General features: G+C 61.8%; 14 protein-coding genes. 11 read left to right on the top strand and 3 right to left on the bottom strand.

Annotation, left to right across the window (positions count from 1 at the left end):
* Nucleotides 1-98 precede the first annotated feature (98 nt).
* Together JQ553_RS22390 and JQ553_RS22385 are read left to right on the top strand one after the other, a co-directional pair.
* Nucleotides 99-386, top strand: coding sequence for an HNH endonuclease (locus tag JQ553_RS22390; RefSeq protein ID WP_212502177.1), 288 nt, complete (start codon nucleotides 99-101; stop codon nucleotides 384-386).
* Nucleotides 387-485: 99 nt separating this feature from the next.
* On the top strand, nucleotides 486-983 hold the full coding sequence (locus JQ553_RS22385; RefSeq protein ID WP_212502176.1) for a hypothetical protein: 498 nt from the start codon (nucleotides 486-488) through the stop codon (nucleotides 981-983).
* 256 nt (nucleotides 984-1,239) lie between these two features.
* Here JQ553_RS22385 and JQ553_RS22380 read toward each other — a convergent pair whose 3' ends face one another.
* Nucleotides 1,240-3,792 carry an arylsulfatase gene (locus JQ553_RS22380; protein WP_212502175.1) on the bottom strand — a complete coding sequence of 851 codons (2,553 nt, stop codon included), beginning with the start codon at nucleotides 3,790-3,792 and terminating at the stop codon, nucleotides 1,240-1,242.
* Between the two features lie 487 nt (nucleotides 3,793-4,279).
* Between JQ553_RS22380 and JQ553_RS22375 the strand changes: the two genes are divergently transcribed.
* Nucleotides 4,280-4,894 carry a hypothetical protein gene (locus JQ553_RS22375; RefSeq protein ID WP_212502174.1) on the top strand — a complete coding sequence of 205 codons (615 nt, stop codon included), beginning with the start codon at nucleotides 4,280-4,282 and terminating at the stop codon, nucleotides 4,892-4,894.
* A gap of 58 nt (nucleotides 4,895-4,952) precedes the next feature.
* Here JQ553_RS22375 and JQ553_RS22370 read toward each other — a convergent pair whose 3' ends face one another.
* On the bottom strand, nucleotides 4,953-5,216 hold the full coding sequence (locus JQ553_RS22370) for a hypothetical protein (RefSeq protein ID WP_212502173.1): 264 nt from the start codon (nucleotides 5,214-5,216) through the stop codon (nucleotides 4,953-4,955).
* A gap of 272 nt (nucleotides 5,217-5,488) precedes the next feature.
* Between JQ553_RS22370 and JQ553_RS22365 the strand changes: the two genes are divergently transcribed.
* Genes JQ553_RS22365 through JQ553_RS22355 form a run of 3 tightly spaced genes read left to right on the top strand, consistent with a single transcriptional unit; the run spans nucleotide 5,489 to nucleotide 9,448 of the window.
* The gene (locus JQ553_RS22365; protein ID WP_212502172.1) at nucleotides 5,489-7,246 is read left to right on the top strand and encodes a terminase TerL endonuclease subunit; all 1,758 of its coding nucleotides are present in this window, start codon (nucleotides 5,489-5,491) and stop codon (nucleotides 7,244-7,246) included.
* Nucleotides 7,246-8,589, top strand: coding sequence for a phage portal protein (locus JQ553_RS22360; RefSeq protein WP_212502171.1), 1,344 nt, complete (start codon nucleotides 7,246-7,248; stop codon nucleotides 8,587-8,589). Before JQ553_RS22365 ends, JQ553_RS22360 begins: the two co-directional genes overlap by 1 nt.
* Entirely contained in the window at nucleotides 8,576-9,448 is an 873-nt protein-coding gene (locus JQ553_RS22355) for a S49 family peptidase (protein WP_249144513.1), read from the top strand. Before JQ553_RS22360 ends, JQ553_RS22355 begins: the two co-directional genes overlap by 14 nt.
* A 36-nt stretch (nucleotides 9,449-9,484) precedes the next feature.
* Here the strand turns inward: JQ553_RS22355 and JQ553_RS22350 are convergent, their stop codons facing one another.
* Nucleotides 9,485-9,685 carry a hypothetical protein gene (locus tag JQ553_RS22350; protein WP_212502423.1) on the bottom strand — a complete coding sequence of 67 codons (201 nt, stop codon included), beginning with the start codon at nucleotides 9,683-9,685 and terminating at the stop codon, nucleotides 9,485-9,487.
* A gap of 1,631 nt (nucleotides 9,686-11,316) precedes the next feature.
* On the opposite strand from JQ553_RS22350, the gene JQ553_RS22345 reads away from it, so the two are divergent.
* The 5 genes from JQ553_RS22345 (at nucleotide 11,317) to JQ553_RS22325 (ending at nucleotide 14,589) form a co-directional block, all read left to right on the top strand.
* Nucleotides 11,317-12,627 (top strand): phage major capsid protein, encoded by a 1,311-nt coding sequence (locus JQ553_RS22345; RefSeq protein WP_212502170.1) that lies wholly within the window; start codon nucleotides 11,317-11,319, stop codon nucleotides 12,625-12,627.
* A 104-nt stretch (nucleotides 12,628-12,731) separates the two neighbouring features.
* Complete coding sequence (locus tag JQ553_RS22340; protein ID WP_212502169.1) at nucleotides 12,732-13,181, top strand: hypothetical protein; 450 nt, start codon at nucleotides 12,732-12,734, stop codon at nucleotides 13,179-13,181.
* 64 nt (nucleotides 13,182-13,245) lie between these two features.
* Nucleotides 13,246-13,809 carry a head-tail connector protein gene (locus JQ553_RS22335; protein ID WP_212502168.1) on the top strand — a complete coding sequence of 188 codons (564 nt, stop codon included), beginning with the start codon at nucleotides 13,246-13,248 and terminating at the stop codon, nucleotides 13,807-13,809.
* 25 nt (nucleotides 13,810-13,834) lie between these two features.
* Nucleotides 13,835-14,197, top strand: coding sequence for a head-tail adaptor protein (locus tag JQ553_RS22330; RefSeq protein WP_212502167.1), 363 nt, complete (start codon nucleotides 13,835-13,837; stop codon nucleotides 14,195-14,197).
* A complete protein-coding gene (locus JQ553_RS22325; protein WP_212502166.1) occupies nucleotides 14,194-14,589 on the top strand; it encodes a DUF3168 domain-containing protein in 396 nt (131 codons plus the stop codon). Before JQ553_RS22330 ends, JQ553_RS22325 begins: the two co-directional genes overlap by 4 nt.
* Nucleotides 14,590-14,713: the final 124 nt, after the last annotated feature.

Genomic DNA, 14,713 nt, shown 5'->3' with positions numbered 1-14,713 from the left:
GGCACTGGCCCGAAAGCGCAGCACCTGATTCCAGGTCGACGCGCGAAGCGCACCCAATGGCCGGCCATCGCAAGATGGTCGGCCTTTCCTTTGATTGAATGCCGCAAGCCTCGCCGCCTTGGAAAGCCTGGTACAAGCTGGCGCGTTGGCGCGAGCTGCGTCTGCGCATCTTTCTGCGCGATCTCTACACGTGCCAGCGCAAGGCGTGCGGCAAGGTCGAGGGCAACACGGCGCTGCTGGTCTGCGATCACGTCAAGCCGCATCGTGGCAATGAGGCGCTGTTCTGGGATGACGGTAACCTGCAGACGCTTTGCAAGGCTTGCCACGATCGAGACAAGCAGCGCGAGGAGCAGGCAAGCCTGCACATGCGCGGCGTCTGGGACTGAGTGCTGACAAAGCAATGTTCGGGGTGGGGGGTGGGCAATTCCTTCGCGAGGTCCTGCTCTGCGGACCGGCCCCTCACTCATTGGCGGATTTTTTTCATCATGGCTGAAGTTTTTGACCTGTTCGGCGATCCGGTGCCGGCCAATTGGGGCGGGCGCGGTCGGCCGGAGCATGTCGCTTCGCAGCAAAACCGGAATCGCGTCAGCCTCTTAGTCGCGCTCGGCTGGAGCAATGCGCGGATCGCGGCGGCGTTGTTCATCACGCAGCCGACGCTTCGAAAGCATTATTTTTCAGAGCTCAAATACCGCGACGTCGCGCGCGATCGGCTGGTCGCGCAGCTCGGCGTCAAACTGCTCGACGGCGTCAACGCCGGCAACGTGTCTGCGATCCGGGAATTCCAGAAGTATCTCGAGCGCAACGACCTCATGCTCTACGGCCAGACGCAACAGCCGCAGAAGCCAGCGCCGGTCGACAAGCCCGCCAAGCCTGAGAAGCTCGGCAAGAAGGCGGCGGCGCTTGCTGCGGCGCATCAGCCTGACACGGGCACGCCGCTCGGCGAGCTCATGATGCGCCGGCAGCAGGCCTCGACGCAGCATTAACTGGGATCGAGCGAGCGGCGTCTCGCGCGAACAGCTCAAGCGCTACGTCTCGCTCCGGTCGTTACTTGGGACGTGTTGTCATAAAATGAGGTCGTCGCGCGAATGGGGTCTGATGTCTGCTATGCCCTTGATAGCGGTACGCAAGCGAACATCGCCGGAGGTCCGAGTTGGGCCAACAGCGGAAGTCATCCCTTTTACTTGACCGTCGCAATTTCGAGTTCAAAGCCAAGTGCCAAGCAACCAAGGGCGGAGTGATCTACTGTGCCTTGTTTATCGTTTCTTGGACCTTTTGCTGGCGGAGCTTTTCCTCCGCAGCTTTCAGCGGGACCAGCTTGACCGTTAGCTTGTCAATCTTGCCGGTGAAACGGAACGGCGGCTGGTAGTCCTTGTCGTCCACGCCCGTGCGCGTATCCAACCCGACATCGAAGGTCTCGTCGATCGTCTCGACGAACGGGATGGTGTGCGGGATCGTCTTGCTGGCGACTTCCTTGCCATCCACCGACAGCACGCCGGTGCCGCCCTTGCCGAACCCGGGACCGTCATACTTAAAATCAAACACGACGGTGTGCTTCCCGGGCGTGAGCGCCGCCTGGCCTTCCCAGCGGAAGCGCTCCAAGTTAAAAAAGTTGTACACAAAGACCGGCTTGCCCTTGAGCAAATAGAGACCATGGCCTCCAGCGCGGCCGCCGAGGGTATTGATCATGCCTTCTGCACCTCCTTGCGGAATTTCGACCTCGGCGGTGATGGAGTAAGATTTGGCCGTAATGTCGGGAGCATCGCTGTAGGGAAGACCGGACGATTCACCCGAGTAGGTAAAGACGGTCCGTCCGGCGGTCGCGCTCGGTCTCGGCGTGGCTGCGCGAGCGCTGAAGCTGTTATCCAGCGGGAACACGTTGTATTTCTGCGCCGTGACCAGAAACAGTTCCTTCATGTCGCGCAGCCTGTCCGGCATCTTGGCGGCGAGGTCGGTGCTCTCCGAATAGTCCTCGGCGATGTTGTAAAGCTCCCATTTGTAGCCGTTGACCACGTTGGGAAATTTCCCCAATCCCAAATCCCAAGGCGGCTCGGGCGGCGTGGTGGCGGCGAGCCAACCGTCTTGGTAGATCGCCCGGTTGCCGACCATCTCGAAATATTGCGTCGTCCGCGTTGACGGGGCGTTGGCGTTGGCTTTGTCGAAGGTGTAGGACATGCTCACGCCTTCGATCGGCTTCTGAGCAACGCCGTTGACCATCACCGGCGCTGGAATGCTGGTGGCTTCGAGGATCGTCGGCACGATGTCGATGATGTGATGAAATTGCGTGCGGATACCGCCAGCGTCGTTGATGTGGCCAGGCCATGAGATGGTCATGCCTTGACGGGTGCCGCCGAAGTGCGACGCAACCTGCTTGGTCCATTTGAATGGTGTATCAAAGGCCCAAGTCCAGGCCACCGCCATGTGCGGCGTGGTCTGGGCCGAACCCCAAACGTCGTAGAACTTCAACTGCTCTGCGACTGGAATGTTGACGCCTTGGATCGCGGCCATATCGGTCGGGGTGCCGAGGATGGATCCTTCGGCGCTGTTGCCGTTGTCGCCACTGATATAGATGATAAGTGTGTTGTCGAGCTTGCCGATGTCTTCCACAGCCTGAATCACACGGCCGATTTCATAGTCGGTGTAGGCCGCGTAGGCTGCAAAAACGTCCGCCTGACGAATGAAGAGTTTCTTTTCGTCGGGACTGAGCGTGTCCCATTTCTGAAGCTTCGCTCCGCCGTATTCGGGCTGGCCATCCGGCCACGGCGTGAGCTGGGCATTCGCAGGGATTACACCGAGCCGTTTCTGGTTGGCGAAGATCGTCTCGCGCAGCTTTTCCCAGCCCTGATCGAACAGGTGCATGTCGCTGATTTTCTTGATCCACTCTGGTGTGGGCTGGTGTGGTGCATGGGTGCCGCCGGGCACATAATAGAGGAAGAATGGCTTGTCTGGCGCGGCGTTATTGAGCCCCTTTAAGTAAGTGATCGCGTCGTCGGCCATGTCGGTGATGAGGTTGTAGCCGGGGTGTCCTATCCACGGGAAGACTTGTGTCTTGTCGCGGAAGAGGAACGGCGTCCACTGATCAGTCTCGCCCCCATTGAAGCCATAGAAGTAATCGAACCCCATCCCGTTCGGCCATTGGTCAAAGGGCCCCGCCGAACTTAATTGATAGCTGGGCGTGTTGTGGTTCTTGCCGAACCACGACGTCGCGTAGCCATTCTGCCTCAGGATCGTACCGACCGTGGCGCTCTCCGGCCCGATGACGGAATCGTACCCCGGATATCCGGTGGACATTTCGGTGATCACACCGAAGCCCACCGAGTGATGGTTGCGGCCCGTGATCAGCGCAGCTCGCGTCGGCGAGCAAAGTGCAGTTGAGTGAAACTGGGTGTAACGCAGTCCGGCCTTCGCGATGCGGTCCATTGCAGGCGTTGGGATGACGCCGCCAAAGGTACTGGTCACGCCGTAACCCTGGTCATCGGTCATAATCAACAAGACGTTGGGGGCACCTTTGGGCGGTACCACCGTTGGTGGCCAATACGGCTTGGAATCTTTGGAATCCAAATTGATCGTTCCGCCAAACGGCGCGGGCGGAGGCGGAAGATACTTACCGTCTATTGTGGTCGTGGCACTGGGTGAACCCGGCGTGCCGGTGGTTTGCTGCGCGAGGCTGGTTGTTCCCAGTGCGCACAGCAAATAAGCGGCGGTGAGTGTGGTGCCGCAAAGCAGCAAGTTGCGGCGGTTTAGTAAGCGGCTTTCTGGCTCTGCGCTATCGTCATCCTGACGGGTACGGGTCATTGGAAGCTCCTCTTGGAGGAGTCAGAACCTTGTGGGCGCTTACACGGACACAAAGCCGCAGCGCTTCTGTTGATCCAGATCAAGCTTCCGCCCACGGCCCCGAAACGTCGGCTTCGGGTCAACAGCGGCGGTCGAGGCCAGCGCGACTTTTCGTCCGGTCTACCCCCGACAGCCGACGTGGCGGCAGTCAACGGACACTTCGGTTCAGGACCAGAAGGCGACATCGTGGCACCCGGTGCCAAGCGTTGATGATTGCGATAGAATAGCAACGACGGACGTTGCCGCGTCGATGAAAGCAACATAGCAACTGTTGGCTTGGGGTTGAGCGGTCATGGCGGAACTTTGCGGCTACTCCCTTCTCTTCCTTTTTCTTGGTGGCGTCGGCGTTGTCTTATTGGCGCACGAAATCGGATAGCACCTTGGCAAGCGGAATGAAGGTAAAGGCGTAAGCAACCATATCGCCGCGCTGGAGCAAGTGCTTCTCGGAATGGTCGCCTTGATGGTTGGTTTTAGCTTTCTGATGGCGCTCACGCGTTTCGAGGCGCGACGCGAAGCGACAGTCGCTTTGGCCAACGCAATAGGCACCACGGCCTTACGTGCGCAATTGCTGCCAGAGCCCACCCGGACAGAGGCACTGAAGTTGCTCCGGGAATATGCCCAGATGAGGACGGCGGCCCTTACCACGACCGAGAAAGCGCGGGTGGTGTTTTACGCTCGTACGGCCGAAATCCATGAGAAATTATGGCAGCAGGTGAAGACCCTTTCCACCAAAGACAACATCGTGCCCAGTCTGCTCTACATCCAGTCGCTTAACGAGATGATCGACAACCAAGCGAAGCGTCTTGGAGAACTGCGAAACCAAATTCCGGAAGAAATAATGATCGCGCTCTTTGCGATTTGCGCTGCTGCCTGCGGCTTTTCAGGCTACGCGAACAGGCTTGACCCGCTTCGGTCTCGCTTGCCTAGCCTCATCACAGCAACGCTGATCGCTTTCGTCATATTTGTAATAGTTGATCTGGATTCCCCACGTGGCGGATTCCTGAGGGAGGACGTGCGACCCATGATTGATCTGGTGGCCAGCATGCCGGTTATCCCTGACTAGGGCATGCGGCTCGGTCGCATAAAGGTCCGCTCCAAGGTCACGAGCAAACGGGACGAGATCAACGGCTGATGCCTTGTGCAAGGGCCCGCAGGATTAACGAGCCGATTACGGCAAGCACAAAGCCCGTACCCAGCGTGTCAAACGGCATCAGAAAGTCTTGAACGAAGAGAACAATTCCGGCGCCTATGGCAATTCCGCTGAGCAAGCCCAAGGCGGTTCGTCGTTCCACTCCACGTGCGGCCGAAATTGCAAATTTCGAGAACCCCCAAAGTATGAGACCGACCAGCCCCCCCATCACAAAAGCCCAGATCGCAGTCTCCATGAACAGTCTAGTCCCTCGCAAAAGGATGGTCCTGCTCGCAGGTTCTGAGGGCCCAGAAAATCACCTTTGATCTGGCTCAAGGCTTCGCAGCGGAAAGTGATTTTTTTCCATGGCCGGAGCGGTGAGGCTGAATGAGGTTTTAGACTTCGGTGGTGTCAAGGAATGCCAGCTTTGGGTCAAAACCGGTAATGCTCTGACTGAGCAGAAGAGTTCGGCTTAGCTCCCGAAAGCCGACAATCTCCGCGCCTTCTATCAGCACAAGCCCCAGATCAATGCTCACGCCGATCGACGAAGCTGCGCCCGCGACCTCGCACGTGTGGGATCTGTCCTGCATCGATTGGGAGGAGCGCATCCGCCAAGGCCAATCGCTGGTGCCGAATCTGCCACTGTTTGCCGATGAGGCCGACATGGCGCAGGCGTTTTATGACGAGCTGCAGCTGCCCGACGTTCCAGGCAAGCCGAAGATGCGGACGGCGTCGGGGCAATGGTTCCGCGACATCGTCCGCGCCTCGTTCGGCAGCTGGGACCCGGTCGGCCAGGTCCGCCATATCCGCGATATCCTGGCGCTGGTGCCGAAAGGCTCCTCCAAGACGACCAACTCGGCCGCGCTGCTGCTCGTCGCCATGCTGATGAACCATCGGCCGCGCGGCAAGGCGCTGTTTGTCGGACCGACGCAGGCGATTTCCGTGCGCGCCTATGACCAGGCGGTCGGCATGATCGAGGAGTCGGCTGATCTCAAGCGGCGTTTCCGCACCCACGATCATGAGATGATGATCGAGGACCTGGTGACGAAGGCCGAGGCGCAGGTCAAAACCTTCGATCTGCGCATCCTGACCGGCGCGATGGGTCTGTTTTTCGTGCTGCTCGACGAGATCCACATCCTCGGCAAGGACGCGAAAGCCGGCAAGGTGCTGCGGCAGATCCGCGGCGGTCTCGACAAGACGCCGGAGGGCCTTCTCGTCATGACGACGACGCAAAGCGACGACATCCCGGCCGGCATTTTCAAATCGGAATTGAAATTTGCGCGCAACGTGCGCGACGGGAAGTACCGCGGCCGGATCATTCGGCCAATGCTGCCGGTGCTCTACGAATTCCCGAAGGATATCGCGACGCTGACGCGCGAGGAGCGCGCTGCCGGCGTCGAGGAGCGCTGGAAGGACCCGGCGACCTGGCCGATGGTGATGCCGAACCTCGGCCGCTCGATCCATCTGCCGAGCCTGCGCGCCGATTGGGAAAGCGAGCGCGAGAAAGGCGACGACGCAATCAAGGTCTGGGCCTCGCAGCATCTCAATATCGAGATTGGCGTTGGCATCAACAACGAGGGATGGCGCGGCGCCGATTTCTGGGAAGGCGCGGTTGACGAAACCCTGACGCTCGAGACGCTGCTCGAGCGCTCCGAGGTCGTCACGATCGGAATCGACGGCGGCGGCCTTGACGACCTGCTCGGCCTGGCCGTCATCGGCCGCGATCGCAAGACGCGCGAATGGCTGTCCTGGTATCGCGCCTGGGCCAATCCGAAGGTGCTCGAGGTCCGCAAGGACATCGCGCAGCAGCTGCTGGATTTTTCCGACGCGCAGGAGATCTCGATCTGCCCGGTGCCGCAGGACGTCGAGGAGCTCGGCGCGATCGTCGCGCAGATCATCGCCTCAGGCCTGCTGCCGGAGAAAAACGCGATCGGCATCGATCCGAACAATGCGGCAGCGATCATTGAGGCGTTGACCGGCGTCGGCGTCACCGACGGCATGCTGCGCCGGTTGCTGCAGGGACCGGCGCTCGCGCCGGCGATGTACGGCCTCGAGCGCAAGCTGTCGGATGGCACGTTCTGGCACGGCGGCATGTTGCTGATGGCGTTTGTGCTCGGAAACGCCAAGGTCGAACAGCGCGGCAATTCGGTGATGGTGACGAAAGCCGTCTCCGGGCGCGCGAAAATCGATCCGCTGATCGCGCTGTTCCAGGCCGCGATCCTCATGAGCTGGAATCCCTCGGCCGGCAGGTTGGTGACCGGCGCTGATATCCTGACGGTGATCTGATGGGAATTTTGAGCGGGCTCGGTTCGGCGTTTCGCGCTGTCGCCAACGCGGTCGATCCTGGTGCGCCGCGCGACATGAGCGATCCGAAATACTGGGCGGATTTTGGCGGCCGCATGTCGCTCGCCGGCGTCGAGGTGAATGACAGCAACGCAAGCCAGCTCGGCGCCGTCCAGGCCGTGCGGCATGGCCTGACCTCGGCGATGAAATCGCTGCCGGCCTCGGTCTATCGCCGCGGCGCCAACGGCGCGCGCCAGGCGCTGCCGGATCATCCCGTCACGAGACTGATTGCCGGCCGGCCGAACGATCGACAGACGCCGGCCGAGCTGATCGGCGAGCTCGCCTGGAATGTGTCCTTCTACCGGAATTCCTATTGCGCGATCCTACCGCCAGGAGATCCGCGCGCCTCGGAGTTCTACGCTGTCGGCGGTCTCGATTGGCTGCATCCGCGGCGCCTGGCGCTGGTCGAGCGCGGCCTCGACGGCCGGCTCTATTACACGTTCAATCCGCCGGCGACGATCGTCCAGGGCGCGCAGCTCAAGCAGACAACGTACCGCGAGGACGAGCTTTGGCACATCAGGAGCAATCCGCTGCGCGAGGACGGCCTGCTCGGCGAGCCGATCTTTCACAGCGCACGCAACGTGTTTGCCCGCGCGATCGCCGTGCATGAATACGGCGATATCTGGTTTGCGAACAATGGCCAGTCCGGCGGCACGATCGAGCATCCCGGCACGTTCAAGGACAAGGCCGATCGCCAGGAATTCCTGGAGAACTGGCGCGCGGCCGGCACTGGTCGCAACCGGCACAAGGATCGGCTTTTGACGCATGGCGTCAAATATAATCCGATCAAAGTGACGAATTCCGAGGCGCAGCTGCTCGAGACCGAGGACGCGGCCGACACGGCGGTGTTTGGCTTATGGAGTTATCCGCCGCATCGCGCCTCGCGCCTCAAGCGCGCGACCAACAACAATATCGAGCAGCAGTCGCTCGAGTTCGTTGTCGGTTGCCTGGCGCCGCTCGCGATCGAGATCGAGCAGGCGATCGAGCGCGACCTGCTGCTCGACAATGAAAACGGCGCGCTGTTCTTTGAATTCAATTTCGCCGGCCTGCTGCGCGGCGATTTGCTCAACCGTTACCGCGCCTATCTCATCGGCCGCCAAGGCGAATGGCTCTCCGCAAACGATATTCTCCGCTGGGAGAACATGTCGCCGCGGACCGATCCAGGCGGCGACGAGTACAAAAATCCGCTGACAAAGGATTCCGCCGGCGGCGCGCGGGGCGACGACGAGGCCGGCGACCAGAGCGGCAGCTCTCCAAACGAGGACGGCAACGATGATCAAGATTGAAACCGCGGCGCCGGATCTGCGCCAGGTGCTCGCGCAGATCACGGCGATCGACGCGCTGGTCGCGCTCGAGGTCGCCGCGCTCGCCGATTGCCTGGCGCGCGCCGGACAGCGCCAGGCGGCGATCGCTGCGGCGCCGGCCGCGGCCTCGAGCTCGGCGCCGAGCAAGATCGCGCTTGTCTCGATCGCCGGCGGACTGACGCCACGCGGCAGCTGGTTCGGCTCGAGCCTCTCGGGCATCGCGTCGCAGGTCGCGCGCGCAGCTGATGATCCCGACGTCGCCGGCATCATCCTCGACGTCGACAGTCCCGGCGGCACCGTCTCCGGCACGGTCGAGGCTGCAAGCGCGGTTGCCGCGGCAGCAGCTAAAAAGCCGGTCGTCGCGATTGCAAACACGCTCGCCGCATCTGCAGCCTACTGGATCGCATCGCAGGGCACCGAGCTCGTCATGACGCCCTCTGCGGACGTCGGCTCGATCGGCGCGATGATCATGCACCAGGACATTTCCGGGTACCTCGAGCAGCTCGGCGTCAAGATGACGATCGTCCGCTCCGAGCAGTCGCCGATGAAAAACGAGGCGCATCCGTTTGCGCCCCTGTCGGACGAGGCGCGCGCCTATCTGCAGGGCCGCGCAAACGAGGCCGGTGCCGATTTCATCAAGACGGTCGCGAGCGGCCGGCGCGTGACGCAGACCAAGGTCCGCGAGGAGTTCGGTCAGGGCCGCATGGTCGGCGCGCGCGAGGCGGTGACGCGCGGCATGGCCGACCGCATCGCGACGCTCGACCAGATCATCGGCGGCATGATGCAGCAGCGCTCGACGCGGCCGAGCTCGCGCCGGCGATCGGCGCTGGCGTTCGAATAAGGATCAGCCGGAAGCGAGGACGTCGTGTCCGGTCCTCTACGCCGGTTCTGGTGGTCGAAGCCCCGGAGAGGTGAGCCACTCGTTCATGTGAGAAGCAGTCTCCAGCTGGCGGATTTTCCTGAGCAGCCCGTCCCTTTGGGGACCAGGTTTGAGCTGGGCAACTTGGGCTTCCAGCTTGGCCATCTCGGCGGCGAGAATTTCTTCAAATGAATGGGGAGCAGACCGGCGACGCTTCATGACATGTCTCCTGCATGCGGGTCCTAACCGCAGGGTTTTGCAAGTGCGATCTTAATACGCAGACTCCCGGGATTCAGTTCCATAGCGAACATTTGCGGCATTCGGCGATGCTAAGTAGCCACGACAGCTTGATCATCCATAGGCACTGAATCCTGAAGGGCCCGGTCCTGTTGGACCGGGTTTTTCCTTTGCTGCATCGAGCCTGCCTATTTTTTCCGAGGTAGGAACGCAAATCGACCAACGGAGTTTGATGGTTGCTGTCTCGCGGCTACGGGGGCTGCAATGGAAGAACCATCGCTGGTCAGCGTATGCTGGCAGTTGTCCTGGCTGCCGTCATGCTGATCGGCAGTCTGTTCTTCATCCATCATCTCCCGAAGCGCGGCGCGCCGACCTCGGCCGCAACGAATAGTACCAAGATGGCAATTTCGGAGATGGTTCATGTTGAGTGCAGCAAAATGCGAAGAGTATGCGACTGAGTACCTTCGTCGCGCTGCTCAGCCCGGCGTTTCGAATGAGTGCGCTTCTGTCCTCAAGAATATCGCGAGAACCTTTCGAGGCCTGGCGGGCCAGCTTGATCGCTTTGCCGCGCTTCAAAGAGATCAGCACACTTCACGAGCAACTCCAACGGAACAAGTCTCTGGCCCGATCTGAAGCACGAGAGTCGTGGGCACAAACTTTGAGACGGGATCTTCAGATGGGTTTAGTTTGGGCATTCACTTTTGCCATCGTGCTTTGGCTGCTTTGGAATCATCCCGACACTACGAGTCAAATCGTCTGGTGACGGCCGCACGCAGGCTTGTTCTTCGGCGCGCTTTCGCTTCCTGATCAAATCGTCGATGCTTCTTTTTGCCTTGCTGAGCGCGCCCTCCCGATCAGGCTGGGTGCCGCTTGCCTCCTTGTGACCTAGGTTGACAGACCACCTCCAACCCCTGGGTGAGAGCGACTGGACCACCATAAAATCTATGCCGCGATAGTTCATTGGGAGATCCCTTGCTGTGCGGGCGCCAGCCTCCAACTGAGGCGGCTTTACCTCGGCGGCTTCAATCCCCGTGACGATAGCCACTCAGTGATGTGAGCAGCCGTCTCGGCTTGGCTGGCTCTGCGGAGCAGTCGTTCCCGCTCAACGCCAGGCGGGGTGCCTCGGGCTTCCTTGCGCAAGCGCTTCGCTTCATCGCCAGGATGCTTTCTTTCGGGGGCGGTTTGCTGGGAACTGTGCCGTTGCATGGGGCTGCTCCACGTTCAAGGGGGCGGGAGCGCGACCGGCGGTCTCATCACCGATAGATGCCATGGGCTGGGCGGTGACGGGTTCAGTGTGCATCAGGAAGCAGGGCGGCGCCAGCACAAAAGTTGAAGGGCTAAAATCAAACCAGGCCACCGGCCGCGATGACCGGTTTGGGTCAAAAGGCGGCATCAGCCAGCATCGTGGCCGCTTCCGCATTAACCCCCGAAGGCGGACATCACAGTCGAACCGAATTTCTGGCGGTTGATCGCGAGTAGGGCGCGTTCGGCCGAAAGCCGTTCCCGTTCCAGTTTTTGAGTTGCTCGACCCGCGCCGTCGCCTGGACAGCGGGAACGCGGGCTCTTTCTCCGTCCAGGCAAAATCCCACCAACCAACCAGGAGTTTTTGATCCATGCGAGTGGACATCAAGAAGCTGCGCCAGGCCCGCGCCGACAAGGCAAAGGACGGCAAAACCGCGCTCGAGCAGCTGAACGCGCTGCTCGGCAAAGACGGCTTGACCGAGGCCGAGTCGACCCAGCTCGCGCAGCTCGAGGCCAAGGTCGACGGTCTCGAGAAAGAGGTCGCCGAGCTCGACCAGCAGGTCGCGGCTGAGGAAAAGAAGATCCGCCGCGCCGCGTTGTTCGGTGCGGCCTCGCTCGGCGGTCCGGCGCTTGCGACCGTCGTCAACGATGTCAATCCGGAGCGGACCGCCGGTTTCCGCAGCGTCGCGGAATTTGCGGTTGCGGTCCGCAACGCCTCGATGGGCGGCGGCCTCGATCCGCGGCTCGGTGCGGCGCCGACCAGTTTCCAGCAGAACCAGGGTGGCGCCGGCGAGGGCTTCCTGGTGCCGACCGAGTATCGCGAACAGATCTGGGCGCTGGTGTTCGACGACCAGAACCTGCTCGGCTTCTGCAACCCGGAGCCGACGCAGGGCAATACGATCGCGATCGCCAAGGACGAAACGACGCCTTGGGGCGCGTCCGGCGTCCAGGCGGCCTGGCGCGCCGAGGGCACCCAGCTGATCGCCAGCAAGGCGGCGGCGACCGGCGAGATCATCCAGCTGCATGAGCTCTATGCGTTCGTGCTGGCGTCGCAGGAGGTGCTCGACGATGCGCCGCGGCTGCAGAACCGCATCTTTAACCAGGCGGCGAACGCGATCCGCTGGAAAGCGTTTGAAGCGGTCATGACCGGCGACGGCAAGGGCAAGCCGCTCGGTTTCATGAATGCTCCGTCGCTGGTGACGGTCGGCAAGGAAAACGGGCAGGCGGCCGACACGATCACCGTCGCCAACGTCCTGAAAATGTACTCGCGCCTGTTGCGCATGGGCGGCCGGCCGATGTGGCTTGCCAACTCCGACACGCTGCCGCAGCTCGGCCAGCTGACGATCGGCAACGTGCCGGCCTGGCTGCCGCTGAATCAGCCGCTCCTCGGCACGCCGGATGGTGGCGTGTTCCTCGGCCGGCCGCTGATCTTCAACGAGCACAGCGCCACGCTCGGCGATCCCGGCGACCTGGTCGCGGTCGATCTCACCGGCTATGCGCTCGCGACCAAGGCCGGCGGCGGCATCGATTTCGCGGCGTCGATCCATCTGTTCTTTGACTACAACCTCGCGGCCTTCCGCTGGATCTTCCGGATCGGCGGTCAGCCCTATCTGTCGGCGCCGGTCGCGCCGGCCAAGGGCGCCAACACCAAGTCGCATTTCGTCGCACTCGAGGCGCGCTGATCGCGCGCGAGCTCGTCCGACACCGATGGCGCGCCGGCATAACGATCCGGCCGGCGCGAGGTAAGCCAGCGTTTTCCCTTTCTCGAAAGCAAGAGGAGTGCAGCATGCACGCCAATCTCAAGCCGTCGCAGCGCGTCAGCGTTGTCGACTCGATCAACCCGCAGTCGGCGGCCGCCGTGCAAACCACCGGCTGGATCGATGCGGGCAAGTTTCACAACTATATGGCCGTCCTGATGGTCGGCGCGCTCGGCGCCGCGGCGACCGTCGACGCCAAGATCCAGCAGGCGACCTCGGCCGCCGGCGCCGGCGCAAAGGACATCGCCGGCAAGGCGATCACGCAGCTCACAAAAACCGGCGCCGACGATAACAAGCAGGTCCTGATCAACCTCAAGCAGGAGGATCTCGACATCGCCAACAACTTCGGCTTTTTCCAGGTGTCGATGACGCCGGCCGTTGCGGCGAGCCTGATCGGCTGCACGGTGCTCGGGTTCGACGCTCGTTATGGCTTCGCAACCGACAACGACGCGGCGACCGTCAAGGAAGCCGTCGGCTGAGATCCGCGCCGGCCGGCCAGCGCCTGGCCGGCGTCTTCCTTTCCCATAAGATGAGCGCCTGACGATGCTGCGAACCGTGGAAGCCGCAACGGAATATCCTGTCACGCTCGACGAGGCCAAGGCGCATTTGCGCGTCGATCACGACGACGATGACGACACGATCAAGGGTTTCATTGCCGCTACGACGCTTGCCGCGCAGAATAACGTCCAGCGCCGTTTCGTGACGCAGACCGTCGAGTGGGTGCTGCAGCATTGGTGCCGCGGCCGAATCCTCCTGCCAATCGCGCCGGTCGCTAAGAACGGCGTAATTTCGATCAAATTCATCGATCCGGCCGGCGTCGAGCAGACGCTGCCTTCCGCTCAATACGTGGTCCAGACCGCGGGCGAGTCGGTCCGCATCATTCCGCCGATCGGCGCGATCTGGCCGCTCGTCAAGCACGACGCGCCGGAACCGATCGTCATCCGCTTCACGGTCGGCCAGGGGGCCGACGAGGTCCCGGCGAATGTCAAAACCGCGATCAAGCTCATTCTCGGCCATCTCTATGAGAACCGCGAAAACGTCGTGGTCGATCCAGCCGTCGAATTGCCGCAGGGCGCACAGGCGCTGCTGCTGAGCGAGGTCTGGTGACACTAACCTTGCAGGAAACAGGCTCATGACCGCGGGTGTTCTGCGCTATCGGCTTGCCTTCGACAAGCGTGCGGACGTCGACGATGGCGCCGGCGCGGTCGAGGGCGAGTTCGTGGAGCAGTTCCGCTTGGCGGCGGAGCTCGTGCCGAGGTTCGCCGGCGAGAGCGTCCAGGCGGCGCGCCTGGTCGGTCAATCTACCTTCACCTTGCGTCTGCGCGCCTCGAGCATGTCCCGCCGGGTGACGCCGGACTGGCGCGCGCGTGACATCAGGAGTGCCGCAGATCCCGACAAGCAGGTCGTTTACGCAATCCTGTCCGGGACGATCGACGTCGAGCAGGGCAAGAACCGCTACCTCGAATTCCTGCTGCAGACCGGCAAGGCGCCATGACAATCGTTGATCCCTCTGCCTTGCTACAGGCGCGCGTGGTTAACCTGCTCAAGCAGGCGGGCACGGTCGCTGGCGACCGCATCTTTTCCCCGGTGCCGTCGAACCCGAAATTTCCCTATGTCTCGGTCGGAAACATTCAGATCATCAGCGAAAAGGTGGAATGTCTCGAGGGTGCCGAGATCTTCCTGACCCTCGACGGCTGGTCGCGCGAGAATTCAAAGCTCGAGATCCACCAGCTCGGCGCGCAGATCACGGCAGCGCTCGACGATGCGGACCTCTCGGATGGACAGGTCACCGTTAATTCCTGCCTGCTCGAGAGCACGGTCTATCTCGACGACCCGGATGGCAAGACGCGCCATGCCGTCCTGACGTTTCATATTCTGACCGACTAGGGCGGGTCGGCGTGGATGATGTCGACTTCTGACGGGAAGGCGGAAATCTTACAATTAGTCAGAGCTTTACCGCTTGTGACCCATGGCGGACATTCCCGTGTCTTTGTACGGAGTGCTAAGATGG

This window comes from Bradyrhizobium lablabi, assembly GCF_018131005.1.
GTDB lineage: Bacteria > Pseudomonadota > Alphaproteobacteria > Rhizobiales > Xanthobacteraceae > Bradyrhizobium > Bradyrhizobium lablabi_D.
Note: the sequence above shows the minus strand (reverse complement) of the source record. Positions and strands in the feature narration are given on the sequence as shown.